Here is a 22,279-nt window from a genome sequence, read left to right as displayed (position 1 = left end):
TAACATGGCAGATTTTGGTAACAAATTAAAAAGGGCGTTCGGCTTCGGTGACGATTACGAATACGATGACGAGTACGATTACGCGGAAGACGACGGTTTTCAAACGACTGAAGTCGAACCGATTACCACGACGCACTCTCACAAACCCGTCTCTCCTCGCAGAAAAGACAATGGCAATGTGCTGAGCATTCAAACGAAAGCCGCCATGGTCATTACCATTCACGAGCCCCTGAGCTACGACGAATCCCCGAAGATCGTCGACGACTTAAAGGAAAACAAAGCCGTGGTCTTGAACTTCGAGCAATTGGATTTAGATGTAAAGCGGGAAATTTTTGATTTCGTTAACGGCGCGCTTTATGCCGTGGAAGGCAAGATTCAAAAAGTCAACAAAGACATCTTCATCCTCGCTCCGGCAAATATTGCCATCGACGGGTTGAAGGAAGAATTACAAAACTCGGGCATCTTTCCTTGGTAAAGAGCCTTCGGAAGGATGAACTCCTTCGACACATACGAGAGCCAGAAAAAATCACTATGCTGCGCCACGTTCTGGATTTACCGGAAATCTGTTCGAGAAATTACAGGGCGACAGCTAGTGATTTTTTAGACCCTTATGAACTGTCCCTGGTCACGTCCCTGGCCGTACATTTCCCTTCAGTGGAAACTTTTATTTTCCCCGAGGGGAATTGGGAGCGAAAGATCGTCGTCTTCGCGCCCTATGAGGTGGAGGACGAATTTTTGTCCGCCTTTCATTTGGAAGGCGCGGAGCCCATGGACCACAGGCAGGTGCTGGGTTCTATTTTGGGACTGGGCGTCGAGCGCAGCAAGATCGGCGACATCTCCACCTTCGGCGACGAGGCCTATGTCATCGTCAAAAAAGAGATCGCAAACTTTCTCGCGGTAAATTTAAGAAAAATCGGATCCGCACCCATTCGTCTTAGGGAAATCGCCGCGGAAGCCGTGCCGGAAGCGGAAGAAGATTGGCTCGAGGCCGCCGCCGTGGTCTCTTCCATGCGGTTGGATTCCGTGGTTCGCGCCGTGACCCACAAGTCTCGCGACGAGGTGAAGGGATTGATCGCAAAGGGCTTGATTAAAATCAATTTCAAGCGGGCTGAAAAGCCCCACGAAATCATTGACGGCGGGGATTTGTTATCCGTGCGCGGTTTCGGTCGCATCAAAATCTTCGAGCCTTTGTACGAAACAAAAAAGGGCAAAGTGCGCTTTCGTTACGGAACATTAGACAGCAGATAGGAGCCTTATGGTTACACTTATTATTATTTTACTCATCGCTTTGGATCAGATCAGTAAGCTGGTCGTCTTGAACCAATTGGCGGACGGCACGGTGGTGGATATTATTCCGGGCTTTTTCCGCCTGCTCTATGTAGAAAATCGCGGCGCCGCCTTCGGCATATTGCAGGAAGGCCGCCCGCTTTTTATCGTGATCACCCTGGCAGTCATCGCCTTTTTGCTCTACGGCATTTATTTTAAGCGGAACGAAGTGAAAGGTATGCTTCGCGTCGCCCTGGTGCTGATTCTCGCCGGCGCCGTAGGTAACTTCATCGACCGAGTGCGGCTTCATTTCGTCGTGGACTTTTTGTCTTTTCGCTTTTTCGGACACGACTTCGCCGTCTTTAATTTGGCAGACGCCATGATCGTCGTGGGCACGATTCTCTTAATGGTCCACGTCTTTATAGGCGATGAAAAGAGCAGCCATGCTTCATAAATTTGTTGTAGAGGCTGCCGGCGGTCGCTTGGATAATTTTTTAGCCGACGCCATGGAAATGAGCCGCTCTCAAATAAAAAAGGCCGTGGACGAAGGCCGGGTGACGGTGAACGGCAAGGGGGAGAAGGCGGGCTATAAGCTGCAGGCAAAGGATGAGATCGCTTTTGAAGAAGAGGCCCCCTATGTCCTTAAGGCAAAATACGTGCCCTTCGATGTGCTCTATGAAGACGAGCACCTTGCATGTATCGACAAGCCCTACGGTCTGGTCGTCCATCCCGGGGCGGGTCGTGAGGAAGAGACCTTGGTCCACGGGCTTTTGGACCGCTTCGATCATTTGGCTCAGGGAAGCGATCCTCTTCGCCCCGGCATCGTTCATCGCCTGGACAAGGATACCTCCGGCGTCATGGTGGTGGCGAAGACCGACGAGGCCTATGAGGGCCTGGTGGAAGCCTTTCAAGAGCGGCGGGTGAAAAAGACCTATTACGCCGTTTGTCGCGGCGTCATTCGCCAAAAAGGCATCATCGATACGCCCATCGGCAGGGATCCGAAAAACCGCATTCGCATGGCGGCGGGGGTACACCCTTCGAAAGAGGCGCTGACGGAGTACGAACCCGTTCTCGCCTTTCGCGATTCCACATTGATTCGCGTCGCCCTTCACACGGGCAGGACCCATCAAATACGGGTACATATGGCATCCGTGGGCCACGGCCTCTTGGGGGATCCCTTGTACGGCGCGAAAAACGACAGGGAGAAGGCCCTCTTGCTCCACAGTTATCGCCTGGCCTTTACCCATCCGGTGACGGGAGAGACCGTCGTCGCCATATCGAAACTTCCCGAGCGCATGCTCGCATACATTCGAAAGGAGAGAGGGGATCGATGCACAAGATTTTAGATGCCCTGGCCATGAAACGTGCCACGGCACGGATCGCCAATGAAATAATCGAGCGCAACAAGGGCCTGGACGACGTGGTCCTCATCGGCATCGTGACGCGGGGCGAATTTCTTGCCCGGCGCCTTCAGGAGAAAATGGAAGAGATCGAGGCGACCACTGTTCCGGTCTATGCATTAGATCCGAGCTTCTTTCGAGACGATCGTCGGGAAGAGGCCTTTCTACCCATGGAATTTATGGGAAAGATCGACGGCAAACGGGTTGTTCTCGTAGACGACGTGCTCTATACGGGGCGCACGGTGCGGGCCGCCATGGACGCCCTCATGGTCAAGGACCGCCCGAAACAGGTACAGCTGGTGGGCCTCATCGACCGAGGTCACAGGGAGCTTCCCATTCGCGGCGACTTTATCGGAAAGAATGTGCCTACGGCTCAATCGGAAAAAATCATCGTGCACTTCACGGAATGCGACGGCGAAGATGCCGTTTACGTGTCGGAATAAAAAACCCGGCGGCTTAGTTATATAGCCGTCGGGAATTTTTTTGCTTTATAAAAGATCGATGCGTACCTCGCGGGGCGTTCGATTCGATGTAAAGACTTTGTCAATGGCGCGGACAATGGCGCGGCGCACATCTTCAGACTTGGTAATGGTCATAATCTCCGAAACGCCGGTACAGTAGTTGACCACGTGGCAAATATTGGCGTAATGCAGGCCCAATTCACGAGCGAGAACGACTTCGGGCACATTGGTCATGCCCACCACGTCGCCGCCGATGGATGCATAAAATTTTATTTCCGTGCGGGATTCGAAGCGGGGGCCTTCCGTGGACACGTAAACGCCCCGAGGAAGTGTTTCGCCGAAGGCCTTCTCGAATTCCCGGTTCAATGTTTCGTCGTAGGGCGCGTCCATAGCGATGTGCTTGGCGAATTCATGATTGCCGTCGTAAAATGTATTGGCACGGGTTTTCGTAAAATCCAAAAAGTCGTCGCACAAGAGGACGGTGTCGGGACCGTAAGTTTTTTTTAAGCTGCCCACGGCGCTGATACCGTAAACTTCCGTGACGCCGATTTCCTTCAACGCCCAAATATTTGCCCGATAGGGCACCTTGTGGGGCGGGATCGTGTGGTCCGTGCCGTGGCGCGAGACGAAGACATAGGGCTTGTTTTCGGGATAAATAAGCTTGGCGTCGCCGTAAGGCGTGGAAAAAATTTCTTCTTTAGCGGGGGAGAAGGGGGCTTCGAAGCCTGTACCGCCGATGATTCCGTAATGCATGATAACCTCGTTTCTCTTTGATGATTATGGTACTATTATACATGGAAAGAGAGGGACGTATGCATTTTGATGAAGATTTAGCTTACATGCTTCAGGCGGAGCATGTGGCCTTTTATAAAGACGGCGCGGTCAATATTTTGGATCGGCGCATTTACCCGGTGCGTGTGGAATACGTGCGCTGTAAGAGCCACGTAGAGGTGCGCGACGCCCTGCGCGCCATGGTCACCCAATCGGCGGGGCCTTATACGGCGGCGGCTATGGGCATGGCCCTTGCCGCACACGAAGCGCGAGATTTAAAGGGCGAGAAGCGGCTTCGGTACTTAGAAGAGGCGGCGGAGGTATTGGCAAACGCCCGCCCGACCACGGCGAATCGTATGGCACAGGTGACGAAGGGCGCTTTAGCAGTGGCCAAGGAGCATATCGACGACGGGGACTTGGATTTAATTTTGCGGGATCACGCCCTGCACTCCATGGAGAGACGTTACGCCGCCATTAACGAGGTGGCCAAGCATTTTATGGCGGCCCTTCCGGAAAAGGGCACGGTGATGACCCAATGCTTCGGCGAAACCATTATCGGCATGTTGGGCCGAGAAATAAAGAAGACCGGCAAAGACATCGCCTTCGTCTGCCCCGAGACCCGGCCCTTTTTGCAAGGCGCCCGCTTTACGGCCTCGGTCTTGTCGCAAATGGGCTTCGATACCACGGTGATTACGGATAATATGGTGACGTCTTATATCGAAAATCACGGCATCTCCCTTTTTACCTCGGCGGCCGATTCCATTTGTATGGACGGAAGCATCGTCAACAAGGTGGGCACCCATCAGATCGCCATTGTCTGTGACCACTTCGATATCCCCTATTACGCCACGGGAATTCCCGATATGGACATTCAAAGCGCCAAGGACATTACCATCGAAATGCGGGATCCCGAAGAGAGCCTAAGCGCCCACAGCATCAAGCATACGGTAGAAGGCGTGAAGGGCTATTATCCGGCCTTCGACATTACGCCGCCGAAATTGGTCACCGGCGTAGTGACGGACCTTGGCATTTTCCCTTCTCACGAACTGCAACAATACAAAGAGAAAAAAGGAGAGGGCGATTTTTATTTCGCCGTATAATATGAACGAGAATCTGGAAAAACAAATCGACTTTATATACACACTGGAAAAAATGAAGAGCGTCTATCGCCGCACCCGTCTGCTTCATGCCGATCGTTACGAAAACGACGCGGAGCACAGCTTTCACATCGCCGCCATGGCTTTTCTCTTAAAAGAATATGCGCCGATGGATGTGGACATGGAGCGAGTGGTGTATATGCTTTTGTTCCACGATGTGGTGGAAATCGAAGCGGGCGACACCTTCGCCTACGACGTGGAGAACAACAAGACCAAGCGGGAGCGGGAAGTGCGCGCGGCGGAGCATTTATACGGCATGCTCCCCGAAGCTCAGGGCGAAGAGCTCAGGGCTTTGTGGGAAGAATTTGAAGCGCAAGAGACGCCGGAATCCCACTTCGCTCTGGCCATGGACCGCATCGAGCCCATTCTTTTAAACGCCGCCGGCGGAGGGGGCACGTGGAAGAGCAATGAGATTCGGAAAGAAGACGTCTATGATCGCATCGAGCCGGTAAGGAAATTTCCGCCCTTGTACGCCATGATTAAAGAAAAGGTCGATGCTTATTTTAAATAGAGAGGTGACCCATGACGAAAATATTACTCGTCGAGGACGAAGTGTCCATTCGCAAGTTTATTAAAATCAATTTAGAACGGGAAGGCTTTGAAGTTTTCGAAGCGGGAAGCGGCGAAGAGGGATTGGAAATCGCCGAACGCGAAAAGCCCGCCATCGTCCTTCTGGACATTATGTTGCCCGGGATGGATGGCTTTGAGGTCTGTGATAAGCTGAGAAAATCCTTCCCTCACCTTGGAATTATTATGCTCACGGCAAAGGCGGAAGACTACGATAAGATCATGGGCCTTCAAAGCGGCACCGACGATTATTTGACTAAACCCTTTAACCCCACGGAGTTGACCCTGCGCATTAAATCTTTGGAGCGCCGCTTAGGTACCGACAGCAAGGAAGAGAAAAAGGGCGAGCGCTTCTTGGAGTCGGGAATTTTCAAAGTGGATGTTTACGGCCATAAGTTCTACAAAAACGGTGTGGAAGTTGAACTGACGCCGACGGAACATGAAATCGTCAAATTCTTTATTACCAATGCCAATCGCGCCTTAAGTCGTGACGAAATTTTAAACGCCGTGTGGGGCGAAGAATTTTTAGGCGACAGTAAAATCGTGGACGTCAACATTCGGCGCCTCCGCTCCAAAGTGGAAGAAGACGCCGCCCATCCCGTCTACATCGAAACCGTTTGGGGCGTCGGCTATCGCTGGAAAAACGTCGCGAAGTAACGATGAAACACTCCATTCGAAAGACGCTGACGAGAAATTTCGTCGCGCTGATTCTTTTAACCGTCAGTCTCCTGGACCTGGCATTGATTTTCGGCTTCCGGGAATACACCTATAACGGTGTGAAATACTACTTAAATCAACAGTTGAACAGCTCCGTCTACACCTACGAACGCTATTTTAAAAGCAGCAGCTTGGACGAGCTCTTGGCCGACGATTACGGCATGTTATTTTATCAATTCGGCGGTCAGGTGCAGATGATCGATAAGGACGCCCAATTGGTTTACGATTCCATCGGCGCCATTAACGATCCGGTGAAGGACTATCCTGACGTGCTACAGGCCTTAAAAGGGAAGGACGGTTTTCGCATCGGGCCCGTGCCCTTTTCCGACACGAAAGTCCTTTCCGTCTCCCGTCCCCTTTACTCACAAGACGACGAGGTCATCGGCGTTTTGCGCTACTCCTCGTCATTGGTACCGGCCATTCATTCCGTATGGACACTGAGCCGCTACCTCTTGGTCTTGACGGCCTTTGTCATCGCTATCGCCGTCGTGGCGAGCCGCATGTTGTCAAAAAGCATAACGCGACCCATTGAAGAGATACAATCTACGGCCATCCAATTGGCGGACGGTCAGTACAAAAAACACATTACCATGAAGCGAGACGACGAATTGGGTCAGCTCGCTCAATCCATTAACACCTTGGCGGCGGAAATCGTACGCAAGGAACAGGTGAAAAACGACTTTATCTCATCCATCTCTCACGAACTGCGCACGCCCCTTACATCCATCAAGGGCTGGGCGGCGATCTTGAAAGACACGGATCCCGCGGATACCGACGTCATGAACGAAGGCTTTGAAATTATCGAAAGGGAGACCGATCGTCTGTCGAAAATGGTGGAAGAGCTTTTGGATTTTTCCAGGTACATTTCCGGCCGCATTACATTAAAAAAAGATCGCTTCGACATTACTTCCACCTGCGAAGATGTATTTAAACAGATGAAACCCAGGGCCATGAAGGAGTCCATTCATTTAATCAACGAGATCAACGAAGAAGTGGTGCTGCTTACGGCGGATGAAGACCGTTTGCGTCAAGTACTCATTAATCTCATCGACAATGCCATTAAGTTTACCGACGCCGACGGATGGGTCTTGTTTGAAGCGCGGAAAAATTTCCCCAATTACGAAATGATCATTTCCGACAACGGCGTAGGTATGGACGAAAACGAATTGGCCCTCGCCAAGGAAAAATTTTACAAGGGCAAGCATTCCAATTCCCACTCGGGTCTGGGCTTGTCCATTGCCGACGAAATCGTGAAGTTCCACAGCGGCAGCATACAAATCGTTTCGGAAAAATCCGTGGGGACCACCATTCGCGTGATTATACCTTTAGGAAGCGAGGCGGCAGCATGAAAAAATTAATCCTTGTATTGCTATTGCTACTGACCGCTTGCGGGCCCGTCAAAGGGGACTATCGCATCATCGAAAAGCCCCGGATCAATCGCTCGCCTCTTCAGGGGCGCTGGGTCGTGACGAAAATTCAAACCGTCACCGACGAAAGCAAAGACCTGCGGCCCATTATCGGCTCCGATGCTATATTCGCCCCCAATGTCGCTCTCTTTAACGACCAGCGGGCGGACAATGTAAATTACGTCATCCGAAAAGGAAAGACTGACTATTTAATGAAAGTAGGGTATAATAAAACGAAAGATGACGTGGGCATCGCCGGGGACGATTTGTTTATTATCGACATTTACCAAGACGACCAATTGCTCTTTACCGTTTATCGGGAAAAAGATGACGTGGCATACATGGACATCTACGGAAATCTACTGCAATTAGTCAAGACGAAAGGTACCCTGGACGAGCGTCAACTGAAAAACCTGATGGAAGAAGCCGACCCGAAGAAGACCTATTACTCCCGGGTGCCCGGCAAGTAGGAGGACACGATGTTATCGAAAGTTTCTGAAAGTCTAAATGGAAATTTAACCTATATAGCGATTTTGGTTTTAGGCGTAGTCGTCGCCTTGATTCTAACCTTCGTCATTAATATGATGGGCAAGCGAATGAAATTTCTGCGTTATCTGCCCGGTCTGGCGCTGATCTTTATCGGCATGTTTTCTCTGATCATGGTTTTAAACCGGCTCTTTGAACGCTCCAGCCTGACCAATATTTTTATTTCCGTTGTCTGCATAACGGCGGGCATTTGCTCTTTGCTCTTTGCCCTGTGCATCGGCATTTACAACAAGGACCGCTACCCCGACACTCGCAAGGATACGGATCGCCGTCGAAGAGAAAGCTAAATAGAACGAGAAGAATTTGTCGCCACCTGCGGCAAATTTTTTTGTGGGCTGAATAAATCAACGAGAAGTTTCTTCAAGACCCGTGCCTTAATGCGTGGCGTTGCTGAATTTTTAAGCCCCTTCAAAATATCTCTGATAAAACAATTGTGCTAAAACCTGATTTAGTATATATTATTGAGTAAAGCAGGGAGGAATTATGAACATCGGCGAAACAGGCGAGGTCATCGCTGCGAAGTTTTTACAGAAACAGGGACACGAAATCTTGGAGCGAAACTTTCGTTTTAGGCATGGTGAAATCGATATCATAAGTTTTACGAAAGGCTTCGTCGTCTTCACGGAAGTAAAGACCAGGACCAATGTAAACTACGGCGACCCGAAAGATGCCGTAGACGTCTATAAGCGCCGCCAGATCTACATGACGGCGGAGCATTACCTTGCGAATCGTTCCGCTTTTTATCGCGGAGCCCGTTTCGACGTCATCGAAGTGTTTTTAACGGATCAACCGATGATTCATCACATAAAGAATGCCTTCGACGGAAATGACTTGGGGGAATGACATGTATGCCAGAGTGAAAACCTGTAGCTTAGAGGGATTGGAAGGATTCGTCGTGGAAGTCGAGTGCGATTTAAGTCGCGGGCTTCCGCGTTTTCTTATGGTGGGCTTGCCCGACGCGCAAATTCGCGAGTCAGGCGAGCGGGTCCATGCGGCGATTAAAAATATCGGCATGCCCTATCCGCAGCAGCGGATCACCGTAAATCTTTCCCCTGCCAATCGCAGAAAAGACGGTTCACAAATGGATTTGGCCGTGGCCGTATCCGTCTTAGCCGCAGAAGGCATCGGCGATCCAAAGGTCATCGACGACTACATATTTTTAGGGGAGCTTCAACTTAACGGAGAAATTTCCGCCATTCGCGGCGCCCTGCCTATGGTGATCTCCCTCAGGGAATTGGGCTACAAGAAATTCATCGTCCCCAAGGCCAACGAAAACGAAACCGCCATCGTCCGGGACGTGAGCATTTATCCCGCAGCCAATTTAAAAGAAGTGGTGTCACTTCTTACCGGTGAATCTACCATCGAAGAGGCGACGGTGGAAAATCCAATGGAGCATACGCAATCCTTTGACGTGGATTTTGCCGACATAAAAGGCCAGAGTCAATTAAAGCGCGCCCTGGAAGTGGCGGCGGCGGGGGCACACAATCTCTTAATGATCGGCCCGCCGGGAAGCGGAAAGAGCATGAGCGCCAAGCGACTGCCCACTATATTGCCCGGGATGACCTTTGAAGAGGCCATTGAAGTGACGAAGATCTATTCCGTCTCCGGTCTTTTGGCGGAGAATCGCCTGATGACGGAGCGTCCCTTCCGTTCGCCCCACCACACAGCCTCCGGCGTGTCCCTCATCGGCGGCGGCCGCATTCCCAAGCCCGGAGAAATTTCCCTGGCTCATCGCGGCGTCTTATTCCTCGACGAAATACCCGAGTTTCAATCCAGCGTATTGGAAGTATTGCGCCAGCCCATGGAAGACGGAAAGATTCACGTGGCACGGGCGACTGCGAGCCTGGAATTTCCCGCGGACTTTCAATTGATTGCGTCCATGAACCCTTGTCCCTGCGGCTATTACCAGGATCCCAATCACGAATGCAGCTGCAGCATGCAACAGATTCAGAAATATTTGAGCAAGATCTCTCACCCGCTCCTCGACCGCATCGATTTGCAGGTGGAAGTAAAGCCCATCAGTTACGAAGACATGAAGGACAATGTGAAGGGCGAGGATTCAAAAACCGTGCGGGAGCGCGTAGAGCGGGCGAGAGGCTTTCAAAAGGCCCGTTTCGAAGGCACGGACATCATTACTAATGCGGGCATTCCCGATCGCCATGTGGAGAAATACTGCAAGCTGACACCGAGCTCCCAAAAGATTCTGGACATGGCGTACAAGAAATATAAATTCAGCGGCAGATCCCTTCACAAAGTATTGAAGGTGGCGAGGACCATTGCCGATCTGCGCGACGGCGGTCCCATTACGGATCAAGACGTATTGGAAGCGGTGCGCTATAAATCAGTGGAGGGAAAATATTGGTCGGAATAAGAGAAGATCTTAGAAAACTTTTGATCCGCCTGTCCCTCGCCGGTATGCCCAATGAAGAACTCATCGAACTTTACGGCTATTTAACGGAAGAGGAGGGGCAGCTGACTTTTCTCGAAGGAGAAAACATTCCGCAGAAATTAAGAGAGCGGGCGGCCATGTTTCTGAATCGAGACATCAGCAAGAGGCAAAAAGTCATCGACGCGCAGTGCATTCAGATTTTAGTCGTCGGCGATGATTTTTATCCCGAAAAGCTTGCCCTGACGCCGGATCCGCCCATGGTTATCTACGCCATGGGGAATTTGGAACTTATGGCCAAGCCATCTCTTTCCGTAGTCGGCGCGAGAAAGCACACGGACTACGGTCAAAGAGTATGCAAAAAATTCGTTTCGCAACTGGCCTCCTCGGGCCTCGTCATCATCAGCGGCCTCGCTTTGGGCATCGACAAGCTGGCGCATCAGGCCACCTTAGATGCCGGAGGTGAAACCATCGCCGTTTTAGGTAACGGCATCGGCGACTGTTACCCGAAAAGCAATCGCGCTTGTTACGAAGCCATTAAATCCACCGGCTTAATCTTAAGTGAATACCCGCCCTGTACGTCGCCTCAGCCATTTCGCTTTCCCGAGCGTAACCGCATTATCGCCGCTTTAGGCGACGGCGTGTTGGTGGTGGAGGCCAAGGAAAAGAGCGGTTCTTTGATTACGGCGCGCTTGGCGGCGGAATACGGACGGGAAGTCTTTGCCGTCTGTGGCAATGTGGATTCCATTTACAGCCAGGGAACGAACCGCCTCATTTTCGACGGCGCATCCATCGCCCTGTCACCGGAAGATATTTTAAATCATCCCGTCTATCAGATGAACAAGAAAAAATCTTCACCGGATCTTTCCGATCTCACTTTGGAAGAAAAAACATTGTATGATAGTATAGTGGACGGTCATCAGAATACAGAGACCCTTATGGCTCACGTCGGTTGGGACATTACCGAAGTGTTGAGCGTATTAACCATGTTGGAATTAAAAAATTATATTACAGGTGTCGACAGTGATTGCATCGAAATACTTTAGAGCAGGAAAGGATTTGGGATAGTTTGGCAAGAAATCTGATTATCGTAGAGTCGCCGACGAAGGCTAAGACCATCCGCAAAATGGCGGGAAGCCATTACAAGGTCGTGGCCACGGTGGGACACATTCGCGATTTGCCGAAGTCGAAATTAGGCATTGACATAGAAGACAATTACGAACCGAAATACATCAATATACGGGGCAAGGGGCCGGTGATTAAAGAGCTGAAGGCGGAAGCGAAAAAAGCGAACAAAGTCCTTCTCGCGACTGACCCGGATAGGGAAGGAGAGGCCATCAGCTGGCACTTAACTCATATTTTAGATATGAACCCCGAAGACAATGTGCGTATTTCTTTCAACGAAATTACGAAAAACGCCGTAAAGAACGGCATAAAAAATCCTCGGCCCATTAATATGGAGCTTGTGGACGCTCAACAGGCCCGCCGCATTTTGGACCGCCTGGTGGGCTATAAGATCAGCCCCCTCTTATGGAAAAAGGTAAAGTCCGGACTCAGCGCCGGGCGGGTTCAATCCGTGGTCTTAAAAATTATTTGCGACAGGGAAGAGGAGATCAAGGAGTTCGAGCCTTCCGAGTATTGGACCATTGTGGCAAAGGCATTAAAAAATCGCAAGACTTTTGAAGCCAAGTACTTCGGCACGTTGAAAAGCGGAAAAATCCAATCGGTTCCCTTAAAAGACCGAGGCGATGTGGATGCGGTCCTCGCCCGCATGAACGAAAAGGAGCTCGTGGTTTCCGACATTCAAAAGGGATCCAGAAAAAGGCGCACCTTGCCGCCCTTTACGACATCCACTATGCAACAGGAGGCGAATAAGCGCCTGAACTTTACCACGCGCAAGACCATGCAGTTGGCACAGAGACTTTATGAAGGGATTTCAATTCCCGGCGAAGGTTCCGTCGGTTTGATCACCTATATGCGTACGGACTCGACCCGGATCTCCGAACAGGCCGTAGCGCAAACCAAGGCCCATATTTTAAAGGCTTATGGCGAAGAGTACAGCGCGCCTTCTACTTGGTCGAAGAAAAAAGAAAACACCCAGGACGCTCACGAATGTATTCGCCCGTCGGATGTTAATCGCACGCCTCTCAGCATTAAGGACAGTTTGGGGCGTGACGAATTCCGCCTCTATCAATTGATTTGGTCCCGCTTTGTGGCATCTCAAATGACCGAAGCCCTTTACGATACGCAAAAAGTAAAACTGGCGAGCAATACGGAAATGTTTCAACTGAACGGAAACACCTTGGTCTTTGACGGCTTTTTACGGGTATTTCCCTCCAAGGACCAAAAGGACAAGGAAATTCCGGCCCTGGAAGTGGGGGAACATTTAAAAGTAAAAGAAATGCTGCCCGAACAACACTTCACTCAGCCGCCGGCTCGCTACAACGAAGCCTCATTGATTAAACTTTTGGAAGAGCTGGGCATCGGCCGTCCCAGTACCTATGCGCCGATTATAAACACGCTTCTATCCAGATACTATGTGGTAAGCGCAGAGCGGCGTTTCGTGCCTACAGAATTAGGCGAAACGGTAAACGATCTTTTGACCGAGTACTTCCCCATGTTTGTGGACGAGGCCTTCACGGCAAAGATGGAGCAAAGCCTGGATGCGGTGGCCGATGGAGAGATGGTTTGGCAAGAGGCTGTGGATCCGGTGTACAAACAATTGGCAGAGTACTTGATCCATGCGGAAGAGGAAATCGAGAAGGTCGAAATTCGCGACGAGCCCACCGATGTGATCTGCGAAAAATGCGGCAGAAACATGGTGATCAAAATGGGCCGCTACGGAAAATTCCTCGCATGCCCGGGCTTTCCCGATTGCCGAAACACCAAGGCATTGGTGGAAAAGGTCGACGTGAAGTGCCCGAAATGCGGCGACGGAGAAGTAGTCATCAAAAGGAGCAAGCGGGGACGTAAATTCTACGGCTGCGACAAGTACCCCGACTGCGATTTCGTCTCTTGGGACGAGCCCATCGACGAGCGTTGCCCGAAATGCGGCGATATTCTGACGAAAAAGGTCACGAAAAAAGGCACACGAATTCAATGCCATAATCCGGATTGCGATTACGTGCGTGCTGAAGCAAACGAAGCCAAAGAAAAATAATCATTTAAAAGACGACTTATTTACAAAAGACTGTTTTGGAGGTTAGGATGGACAAGAAATTAAACTTTTCCGCTTCGAAAGGCGGTAGTATCCGAAATAGTCAAACCACTTCTCAAGGTGGCGGCCTTAGTGCGGTCCAATTAAGTCAAACCATATTAAATGATGCCGCCGAAGCGTGTTGTTCCGACGTGCATATCGAGCCTGCCGGCGAGAGCTGGCGGGTCCGTATGCGTCGTAACGGCACGCTTTTTTTGTACGGCACCTATCCCAAAAGCGCCTACTCCGAGTTTGTAACGCGGATCAAATTTCTTTCCTCCATGGATATCGGCGAAAAGCGCCGACCTCAGGACGGCCGCTTCACCTTTGAATACGGCGGGCGAGGTGTAGACGTTCGCGCCTCGGCTATTCCCGTAAAAGGGGATGAGAAGCTGGTGCTACGTCTTTTGGACCGCACGGGCCTGGACTACACGCCGGAAGGCATCGGCTTAGGCGGAAGTAATTTGGAACTGGTTCAAAAATTACTGCGTCAGCCCCTTGGTCTGGTCTTGATCTGCGGGCCCACGGGCTCGGGCAAGACCTCCACCCTCTATACATTTATTCAGCTGTTAAACCGCGTGGAGCGAAATATTTTGACCATTGAAGACCCGGTGGAGTTCGATATCGACGGCATCAATCAAATGCAGGTCAATCCCAAGGCGAACATCACCTTTTCAACGGGCCTTGAAGCCATGCTTCGGCAAGATCCGGAGGTCATGATGGTCGGCGAGGTGCGCTCCATGGAAACGGCGGAAATCGCTCTGCGCTCCTCCATTACGGGCCACTTAATTTTTTCCACTCTACATACGACGGACTCGCCTTCGGCCATGATTCGCCTCATGGACATGGGCGTCGAGCCCTACATGCTTTCGGCGGGAATCATCGGCGTCATCTCCCAGCGCTTGGTGCGAAAGCTATGTGACCATTGCAAAAAAGAAGTCCACACGCAAGACGACTATTTCAAAATCGACGACACCACCTACGAAGCGGTGGGTTGCGAAAAATGTTTCGAAGGTTATACGGGAAGGAAAGCCGTATTTGAAATCATGGTAATGGATGAAAAGATACGTTCCCTCATCAAGCCCGGTGTCTCCTTAGATGCCTTAAAGGCTGCGGCAGTGGAATCGGGCATGATACCCTTGAAAGAAGCCCTCAGAGAAAAGATTCTGGAGGGCAGCATCAGCATTGAAGAAGCATACCGCACCATTATGACCATGTAGGTGAGCCATGAAATACAAATACAAGATGTTCGACGGATCTTCCGGTCTCTTCACAGGAGAAATGAACGCCGACAGCATGGAGGAAGTGAAAGACCGACTTCACGAAGGTGGCTACCGCGTGATCTCCATTGAAAAATCTGGCGGGAGTTTTCATTTAACCAAACCCCGACGAATGCTACCCAAGGGGCAGCTGGCCGTGATGTTTTCTCAACTGGCCCTTATGTCCTCCGGCGGTTTGGATTTAGTTACGGTCATGGAATTAATGGCCAGACAGAGCAAAGGGCTACAGCAGGAGAAGCTGGAATTTATTGTGGATTCCGTAAGGCAGGGAAAGTTGCTTTCCGAGGCTTTTGCCGATGCCGACTGTTTTCCCCGTTTCGTCCCCGGCATGATTAAGAGCGGCGAAGCGGCGGGCACATTGGATGAAATTTTTCATCAGCTGGCGGATTTTTTCGACGACGAGCAGCAAATGCATCGAAAGCTGACCAATGCCTTGGCCTATCCGGTGATCCTTATGATTACTTCCCTCTTCGTCTTGCAAGTCGTGCTTCACTCGGTGCTTCCCGTATTCACCGATGTATTTGAATCTCAGCAGGTGCCGCTTCCGGTCATGACCCGCATGCTCATCGCCATGGCCCGCCACTTTGAGCATTACGGCCTGGTTTACATGATTGCCATATTAGTGGTGGTGCTGGCGATTCTTATTTTGAAAAATCATCCGAAGACCTCGGAAGGCTTTTACAGACGGCTCTACCATATGCCATTGGCAACACCTTTTCATAGAGATCCCTTCGAGCTACGCCAGTTGAGAACCATGAAAATGCAAATGGACAACGGCGTGGATCTTTTGCGAATAATCGAAAACATTCACGTGGGCTCTGAAAACCCTTATATTCAGCGGCAAGCCGGCGAAATGATTCAAGGCTTGATGAAAGGGGAGGAGTTGTCCAAGGTCATGAACGAAAGCGATCTCTTTAAGGAGCAGAACTGCTCATTTGTCGCCTTAGGCGAGGCTTCTTCAGCGGTGAGCGATATGCTGAGCGTGGCGATCCACTTGGAAGAAGGCCGACAGAAGAATCGCGCCGAACGCATCAGCGTCTATATGGAACCGGCTCTGATTTTAATTATGGCCGCCGTCGTCGGATTTATTATTTTTTCTATCGCCATTCCTATGTTTGACATGGTAAATAGTTTTTAGGAGGAAATCATGAAGAAGAAAAAGGCATTTACCCTTATCGAACTGATCATCGTCATTGCGATTTTGGCGCTTCTCATCGCCATTGCCATTCCTAAATATCAAAAATCCAATTTAAGCGCCCAAGCCACGGCACACAATGCCAATGTGCGGGTCTTAAAGAATGCGGCCATTCTTTATTCCATTGACCATCCCAAAGAAGGGAAGATCGAGGAAAAGTTTCTGAAACCTTATCTGGAATCCGGCGAGTATCCTAAACCGGCAAAGGCTTTGGATGAAGACAAATTTACCGTCGAATTAAAGGACGGGCAGGTGATTGTAAAACCGGGTCCGGTGAAAGTCGGTGACAAGAAACTTGTTCCTGACAATTCGAATCAATGATTCCCATCTATTTTGCCGTTTTTTTCCTGGCGGCATCCTTTGTTTCTTTCTTTAACTTGTTCGACGAGAGGCGCAGGCGGGGAGAGGATTGGATCCGCGCCAGAAGCCACTGCAACGCTTGCGGTCGACCGATTCCTTGGCCCTATTTAATTCCCGTCTTCGGCTATTTTTTGGCCAAAGGACGCTGCATCTGCGGCGAAAGAATCTCCCCCTTTCATCCTTTAACGGAAGCCATCGGCGGCATCCTCGTCGTCTTTTTGTGCCTCAACCACGGCATGGACAGCAGAACACTGTTTTGGATTGCGGGAATCTTCATCCTATATCTTTTGGCAGTGGAAGACTGCCGCCACCGGGACGTATACACGAGAGATTTAATCGTCGGCGGGATTGTTTTCGTCCTCAGTCTCTTTCTCAAACATTCCCTGCATCCTCTAAGCGGTCTTTTTATTTTACTTATCATGGGCGTTCTGTATCTTCTCTTTCCGAAGGCCGTGGGCGAAGGCGATATTTATTACGCAACTTTGCTCGCCTTAGGCATTGAGGGAATATGGAACAGCTATCTATTTTTTACCTGCGCCTTTGTTATGGCGGCCGTTGTGGGCGGGGGATTATTTCTTTTGAAACTGACCAAGGAGAGGGCCATTCCCATGTTTCCCTTTTTCCTTTGGGCCTATGTGATAGTAGAAAATTTTTTATTATAGAAATCGGCGGTTTTCCATAAAAATTTCGCATTCATAGGATATAATGCCTGTAGGAGGGTAAGATGAACTTATTTAATAAAAATGAAGCGATTGTATATTTTGAAGATCGCCGCTGTTACGTCTTCAAGTATGGCGATAAAGATGCTAACGGCGAAATTTATTCCTTTGATATACCGTTGAACGTCGTGGGCGACGGTCAAATTTCCGACAGCGCCCAATTACATTATTTGCTTAAAAAGACCTTGGAAGAAAACGGCCTGACCAAGTCCAAGGCATTATTTGTCGTGAATTCAAGCTTGGCGGTGAACCGCACCATGCACGTGCCGTCCATGACGGATAAGGAGCGGGCTTCTTTAATCGAAAACGAAAGTCCGTCCCTGTTTGCCCAAGATTTGGAAGACTACGCCATGGATTCGGTGGATTTGAAGAGCGACGACGATGTCAATCACTTGCTGATCACCATTTTCCCGGAAGCGACCTTGGACGGGTATCGGGATTTGGCGAAAAAATGCGAATTAAAACTTCGCGGCGTGATTCCTTTTTCGACCTTGTGTCTGGAGTACGCCCATTGGTTGGGCGGCGGCCGAATTAATTTCGTCGGCACGAGCCATCTGGGATTCTATTACGGTCACGAAAACCGCTACTTCGACCGCACGGAAGTCAACGACGCCGTGCTTGATTTCATGAGCAGAAACGAATTGGAAGCCGAGGACGTACTGCGTATTAAAGACGATAATTACGACGGTCGCATGAGCGATGTGGATCGTCCCAATGTCATGATGGACATGCAGTCGGCCTACTACGAAGCCCTGGGCCATGTAGAGCATATGGGCGGCGATTTTTCCCTCACCGACCGACAATTTATCGCCGGTTCCTTCGTCGAATGCGGCTTATTCGAAGAATTGGCGGACGACAAAAACTATCGTCCTCTTTTGCTGAGTGATATTTTCTCCTCGGCTATGGATAATCCCGATGCAACCGCTCTGTTTATGAAAAGCAAAGGCTCCGGCGGTCTGGGTAAAAATTATTATATTCCGGCGGCAGGGCTCGTTCTGGCCTTCGTTATCTTGATCGGCTCCTTTATTTACGGCGAAAAACTAAAACAACAAAATCGCGATCTTATTGTCGCGACCCACGAGCAGGAAAAGGAACAGGAAGAAGAAATGCCTTCCATGGAAGACGGCGACCTTCAAAACGCCGTCGATGTGGCCGATGCCATTACTAAAGTCAAATCTTCCGCCCCGGATACATTGACCGTAACGGGTCTGGATTATCAAGGAGGCACCTTAACCATTCGCGGCGAAACAAACGACGCCAATGTGGTTCAATCTTGGTGTAAGCAATTGGAAGAGCTTCTAAATGTAAAAGTGGAAGAAGAGCCGACGGCAACGGTCGCCGATGTGGTGTACTTCCAATTGACCGTATATTTAGCCGGCGGGGAAGGGGACACTTCCTCTGATACCGATTCAACCGAAGGCAATATGAACAATTCAAACGTCTCCGAAACGATGCCGGGCGACGAAGCCAACGGCGATATGGGAAGCATTTAGAGGCTGCCCATGAGAGTTTTCAAGGATGTGGGAAAATTATCCAATGAAGATTTGGATGCACTGATTCTTTCGAAGCTGAAATCGAAGCGCAAGGAAGTTTTATGCGCATCCTCTATTGGCGAGGACACGGCACTACTGGACATGGAAGGTGACTATATCGTCTTAAGCAGCGACCCCATTACCGGCGCCGCCGAAAATCTGGGTGCCCTGGCCATTCACATCAGCGTCAACGATGTGGCCACGAAATCCGCCGATGCCGTCGGCGTGTTGCTCACTTTGCTGCTGCCGGTAAACACATCGTCGAAAGAGATCGAAACCATTATGGCCGATGCCCAAAGGGCGGCGGATGAAGTGAATATGGATATTATTGGCGGTCACACGGAGATCACGGATGCCGTATCAAAGCCGGTGATGATCTCTACGGTGATCGGTCGCGTCGCCAAAGAGCATATGCCCGATTCCGACGCAGTCAAACCCGGTGATGTGGTGGCTATGAGCAAGGTTGCCGGCCTGGAAGGCACGGCGATTATATGTACGGATTGCGCCGATGCATTGAAGGACATGGGCGAGGAACTTCTTTCCCAAGGGCAAGAGCTGATGAATGAACTGAGCGTTCAGAAAGAGGGAGAAGTGGCCGCGGGCTATCACATCCGCGCCATGCACGATGTCACCGAAGGCGGCGTGGAAGGCGCCCTTTGGGAAATGGCGCGAGCCCTCGGCGTCGGCATGTGCATCGAAAAAGAAGCCATTCCCGTTCTCGATTCGACGAGAGCTCTGGCCGAGATAGCCGATATCGATTTATACCGGCTTATATCCAGTGGATCCATGTTGGTCGTTATGGACAGAAACGACTTTGAACCCATGAGAAACGAATTGGAAGAGCGATCTATTTTATTTACGAAAATCGGCGAGATCACAGACGATTTTCGCGTCATTTATAAAAACGGAGATGGAGAAGAAGCCATTCCATCGCCCGGTCCCGATGAGTTATATGGCGCTCTTTTAAAGTTACAGTAAAATTACAAAATCTCAGAAGCGTTTGACATTTTAGGGCGAGGCAAGGATAATTAGGGTGACAAATTGTTACGAATTGAAGGAGGTTCTCTTGAAGCGATTCTTACAGAGTCTCGCACTTTGCTTTGCCTTTCTCTTAGTACTTACGGGATTTTCAGAGGCGGCCGGTGCGACCTTGCGAGTCAAAACAAACGGCAATAGCCGCAGAGTCGGCACGGCCAATGTGAAAGTCAACGGATTCGATTTATATTGTGAATACAAACCCTACGTGGATAACGGACGCACCTTCGTTCCCATTCGCGAACTGACGGAACTTATGGGTGCCAATGTAAAGTGGAACCAAAATACGAAATCGGTCAGCATATCCATGCAGGACAAAGACATAAAATTAAAGATCGACAGCTCAGTCGTCTACGTAAACGGTAAAAAACAGAAGCTGGACAGTGCTTCCGTTCCGAGACTGACAGAATATACGGAACAAGGCAAAGCTTGTAAGACCATGGTGCCCTTGCGATTTTTATCGGAGTCCCTGGGCTTTGCAGTAAATTGGGATCAAAGCAAAAAGCTTGCCACCATAGACAACGGCGTGGTGCAAGCGCCGAAACAAACGCCGGCACCGCAAAAGACAGAAAAGCCTGCTGTGAAGGCGAAGGATCCCGCCCCCATGCCGAAAGCTCCGGAGGTCGATCAGGCGAAACCTCAGTCCATGAACAAGGGTCAAAAGAAGGATGTTACCATCGTACTTGATGCCGGACACGGAGGAAAAGATTCCGGCGCCGTCGCTGAAGACAAGACGACGGAAAAATCCCTGACTCTTCGCTTGGCGCCCCGCGTCGAATCCTTATTGCGTCAACGGGGCTACAATGTCATTATGACCCGTACCACCGACGAATTTATTGCATTGAGTGAGCGGGCGGCCATCGCCAATCGCAACAATGCGGATATTTTTGTGAGCATTCACTTTAACTCGGCGGGCAGCTCATCGGCATACGGAATCGAAGTACTGTATGCTTCCGAAAACGATGTGGATCGCAAGATAAATGCAGGCGATCAAACGAGACTGGCCAGAGAAGTGTTAAACGGCGTGCTGAAAGAAACCGGCGCCAATAATCGCGGCATTAAAAACCGTCCGGAACTTGCCGTCCTTCGAAGAACGAATATGACGGCCTGCCTGATCGAAGGTGGCTTTATGTCTAACCCCGACGAACTTGAAAAGATCAAGAGCGACAGTTACCTGGACAAATTGGCCATCGGCATCGTCAACGGCATCGAAAGTTACAATCGCAAATACATGTAAGGAAGGCGGAAAGCCTTCCTTTTTTTAAAGGAGAGCCTATGAACATAATCGTTTCAACGGACAATCAACACAAACTCAAAGAGATTCGCGAACTTGTGGAGGGCAAATGCCACGTCCTTTCAAAGACGGAAGCCGGCTACGGCGCCATTCACCCCATCGAAGACGGGGACAGCTTGGAAGAAAATGCCGTGATTAAAATAAAACCCCTCGAAGGCGAAATCGTCATTGGCGACGATACGGGGCTGTTTGTCCACGCTCTGGACGGCCGTCCGGGCGTCTATTCCGCACGCTATGCCGGGGAAGACGGAAACGATGAAAAAAATCGCGAGAAGCTTTTGCGTGAGATGAAAGGTAAAACCGATCGTCGGGCCTATTTCAAAACCGTCATCGCCGTGAAGCGAGGTGGCGATATTTACACGGTAGAGGGAATTTGTCCTGGCAAGATCACTGAATCGGCAAGGGGAGATGGAGGCTTCGGCTACGATCCTCTCTTTATTCCCGAAGGTTATGAAAAGACCTTTGCGGAGATGACAGATCAAGAGAAAAATGCCGTCAGCCATCGAGGTCACGCCCTCCGCGCCTTCGTCGAATCCTTAGAGCTATAAAACATTTGACATGGATATAAAATGATGTTAATATATATCCATCGTCAAATTTTGTGGTGGGTATGGCCTAGTAGGTTAAGGCGCCAGATTGTGGTCCTGGAGATCGTGGGTTCGATTCCCACTATCCACCCCATAATCCTTCGGGATTTCAACTCGCGAAAGCGAGCACGCGGGAATGGCGGAATTGGCAGACGCGCTAGACTTAGGATCTAGTGTCAACGACGTGGGGGTTCAAGTCCTCTTTCCCGCACCAAGCAGACTCCCCAAGTCGAGTTCCGTTGAGCTCGATGGCGGGTGTCCTATTGACGATATTAACCTTACAACCGTTAAAGGTTGTAGGGTTATTTTTTTTATGCGAAAATTTCTCCACTTTTCTCAAACGGTTGAATGACTAGGAGGATTTATATTACAATGGATTGGATCGAACAGAGGTATTTCACCGA

The 22,279-nt window shown here is 50.2% G+C and carries 24 protein-coding genes and 2 tRNA genes; 25 read left to right on the top strand and 1 reads right to left on the bottom strand.

Features of this window, described 5'->3' with window-relative positions:
* Window positions 1-4: 4 nt before the first annotated feature.
* From BN7444_RS08675 to pyrR, 5 genes are read left to right on the top strand one after another with little or no spacing between them, the layout of a single operon-like run.
* Entirely contained in the window at window positions 5-475 is a 471-nt protein-coding gene (locus tag BN7444_RS08675) for a cell division protein SepF (protein WP_068458249.1), read from the top strand.
* A gap of 56 nt (window positions 476-531) precedes the next feature.
* Entirely contained in the window at window positions 532-1,248 is a 717-nt protein-coding gene (locus BN7444_RS08670; RefSeq protein WP_068458248.1) for a YlmH/Sll1252 family protein, read from the top strand.
* A 7-nt stretch (window positions 1,249-1,255) separates the two neighbouring features.
* Window positions 1,256-1,720: a signal peptidase II gene (gene lspA / locus BN7444_RS08665; protein ID WP_068458246.1), complete on the top strand. Its 465-nt coding sequence runs from the start codon at window positions 1,256-1,258 to the stop codon at window positions 1,718-1,720.
* Complete coding sequence (locus tag BN7444_RS08660) at window positions 1,710-2,612, top strand: RluA family pseudouridine synthase (RefSeq protein WP_082941336.1); 903 nt, start codon at window positions 1,710-1,712, stop codon at window positions 2,610-2,612. The genes lspA and BN7444_RS08660 overlap by 11 nt, the downstream gene beginning before the upstream one ends.
* A complete protein-coding gene (pyrR, locus tag BN7444_RS08655) occupies window positions 2,597-3,109 on the top strand; it encodes a bifunctional pyr operon transcriptional regulator/uracil phosphoribosyltransferase PyrR (RefSeq protein ID WP_068458242.1) in 513 nt (170 codons plus the stop codon). The genes BN7444_RS08660 and pyrR overlap by 16 nt, the downstream gene beginning before the upstream one ends.
* Window positions 3,110-3,154: 45 nt before the next feature.
* Here the strand turns inward: pyrR and BN7444_RS08650 are convergent, their stop codons facing one another.
* Window positions 3,155-3,880, bottom strand: a complete 726-nt coding sequence (locus BN7444_RS08650) for an MTAP family purine nucleoside phosphorylase (protein WP_068458241.1) — start codon at window positions 3,878-3,880, stop codon at window positions 3,155-3,157.
* Between the two features lie 59 nt (window positions 3,881-3,939).
* On the opposite strand from BN7444_RS08650, the gene BN7444_RS08645 reads away from it, so the two are divergent.
* From BN7444_RS08645 to BN7444_RS08550, 20 genes are all read left to right on the top strand, one after another.
* On the top strand, window positions 3,940-4,998 hold the full coding sequence (locus BN7444_RS08645) for a s-methyl-5-thioribose-1-phosphate isomerase (RefSeq protein WP_245654213.1): 1,059 nt from the start codon (window positions 3,940-3,942) through the stop codon (window positions 4,996-4,998).
* A 1-nt stretch (window position 4,999) separates the two neighbouring features.
* Window positions 5,000-5,566: an HD domain-containing protein gene (locus tag BN7444_RS08640; protein ID WP_068458237.1), complete on the top strand. Its 567-nt coding sequence runs from the start codon at window positions 5,000-5,002 to the stop codon at window positions 5,564-5,566.
* An 11-nt stretch (window positions 5,567-5,577) separates the two neighbouring features.
* Entirely contained in the window at window positions 5,578-6,279 is a 702-nt protein-coding gene (locus BN7444_RS08635; protein WP_068458236.1) for a response regulator transcription factor, read from the top strand.
* A gap of 2 nt (window positions 6,280-6,281) precedes the next feature.
* Window positions 6,282-7,688, top strand: a complete 1,407-nt coding sequence (locus BN7444_RS08630; RefSeq protein ID WP_068458234.1) for an ATP-binding protein — start codon at window positions 6,282-6,284, stop codon at window positions 7,686-7,688.
* Window positions 7,685-8,215 carry a hypothetical protein gene (locus tag BN7444_RS08625; protein ID WP_068458232.1) on the top strand — a complete coding sequence of 177 codons (531 nt, stop codon included), beginning with the start codon at window positions 7,685-7,687 and terminating at the stop codon, window positions 8,213-8,215. Before BN7444_RS08630 ends, BN7444_RS08625 begins: the two co-directional genes overlap by 4 nt.
* A gap of 9 nt (window positions 8,216-8,224) precedes the next feature.
* Window positions 8,225-8,578, top strand: coding sequence for a hypothetical protein (locus tag BN7444_RS08620; protein ID WP_068458230.1), 354 nt, complete (start codon window positions 8,225-8,227; stop codon window positions 8,576-8,578).
* A 196-nt stretch (window positions 8,579-8,774) separates the two neighbouring features.
* Entirely contained in the window at window positions 8,775-9,134 is a 360-nt protein-coding gene (locus BN7444_RS08615; RefSeq protein ID WP_082941335.1) for a YraN family protein, read from the top strand.
* A gap of 1 nt (window position 9,135) precedes the next feature.
* Window positions 9,136-10,662, top strand: a complete 1,527-nt coding sequence (locus tag BN7444_RS08610) for a YifB family Mg chelatase-like AAA ATPase (RefSeq protein WP_068458227.1) — start codon at window positions 9,136-9,138, stop codon at window positions 10,660-10,662.
* Window positions 10,650-11,723, top strand: a complete 1,074-nt coding sequence (dprA, locus tag BN7444_RS08605; RefSeq protein WP_082941334.1) for a DNA-processing protein DprA — start codon at window positions 10,650-10,652, stop codon at window positions 11,721-11,723. Before BN7444_RS08610 ends, dprA begins: the two co-directional genes overlap by 13 nt.
* A 23-nt stretch (window positions 11,724-11,746) precedes the next feature.
* Window positions 11,747-13,837 (top strand): type I DNA topoisomerase, encoded by a 2,091-nt coding sequence (gene topA / locus BN7444_RS08600; RefSeq protein WP_068458225.1) that lies wholly within the window; start codon window positions 11,747-11,749, stop codon window positions 13,835-13,837.
* A gap of 47 nt (window positions 13,838-13,884) precedes the next feature.
* A complete protein-coding gene (locus BN7444_RS08595; protein WP_068458223.1) occupies window positions 13,885-15,093 on the top strand; it encodes a GspE/PulE family protein in 1,209 nt (402 codons plus the stop codon).
* A 7-nt stretch (window positions 15,094-15,100) separates the two neighbouring features.
* The gene (locus BN7444_RS08590; protein ID WP_068458221.1) at window positions 15,101-16,291 is read left to right on the top strand and encodes a type II secretion system F family protein; all 1,191 of its coding nucleotides are present in this window, start codon (window positions 15,101-15,103) and stop codon (window positions 16,289-16,291) included.
* Between the two features lie 9 nt (window positions 16,292-16,300).
* Complete coding sequence (locus tag BN7444_RS08585; protein WP_068458219.1) at window positions 16,301-16,669, top strand: prepilin-type N-terminal cleavage/methylation domain-containing protein; 369 nt, start codon at window positions 16,301-16,303, stop codon at window positions 16,667-16,669.
* Window positions 16,666-17,370, top strand: coding sequence for a prepilin peptidase (locus BN7444_RS08580; protein WP_068458217.1), 705 nt, complete (start codon window positions 16,666-16,668; stop codon window positions 17,368-17,370). Before BN7444_RS08585 ends, BN7444_RS08580 begins: the two co-directional genes overlap by 4 nt.
* 62 nt (window positions 17,371-17,432) lie before the next feature.
* Window positions 17,433-18,920 carry a type IV pilus biogenesis protein PilM gene (locus BN7444_RS08575; RefSeq protein ID WP_068458215.1) on the top strand — a complete coding sequence of 496 codons (1,488 nt, stop codon included), beginning with the start codon at window positions 17,433-17,435 and terminating at the stop codon, window positions 18,918-18,920.
* 9 nt (window positions 18,921-18,929) lie between these two features.
* Window positions 18,930-19,937 (top strand): AIR synthase family protein, encoded by a 1,008-nt coding sequence (locus BN7444_RS08570; RefSeq protein WP_068458213.1) that lies wholly within the window; start codon window positions 18,930-18,932, stop codon window positions 19,935-19,937.
* Between the two features lie 88 nt (window positions 19,938-20,025).
* On the top strand, window positions 20,026-21,231 hold the full coding sequence (locus tag BN7444_RS08565; protein ID WP_068458211.1) for an N-acetylmuramoyl-L-alanine amidase: 1,206 nt from the start codon (window positions 20,026-20,028) through the stop codon (window positions 21,229-21,231).
* Window positions 21,232-21,269: 38 nt separating this feature from the next.
* A complete protein-coding gene (gene rdgB / locus BN7444_RS08560; protein ID WP_068458210.1) occupies window positions 21,270-21,836 on the top strand; it encodes an RdgB/HAM1 family non-canonical purine NTP pyrophosphatase in 567 nt (188 codons plus the stop codon).
* 56 nt (window positions 21,837-21,892) lie between these two features.
* Window positions 21,893-21,969 (top strand) — tRNA-His (locus BN7444_RS08555).
* A gap of 36 nt (window positions 21,970-22,005) precedes the next feature.
* Window positions 22,006-22,089, top strand: a tRNA-Leu gene (locus BN7444_RS08550).
* Window positions 22,090-22,279 lie beyond the last annotated feature (190 nt).

Origin of the sequence: Peptoniphilus pacaensis, from assembly GCF_900088125.1 — a bacterium.
Lineage (GTDB): Bacteria > Bacillota > Clostridia > Tissierellales > Peptoniphilaceae > Aedoeadaptatus > Aedoeadaptatus pacaensis.
The sequence above is the reverse complement of the archived record's forward strand: the minus strand, read 5'-3'. Positions and strand labels throughout refer to the sequence as shown.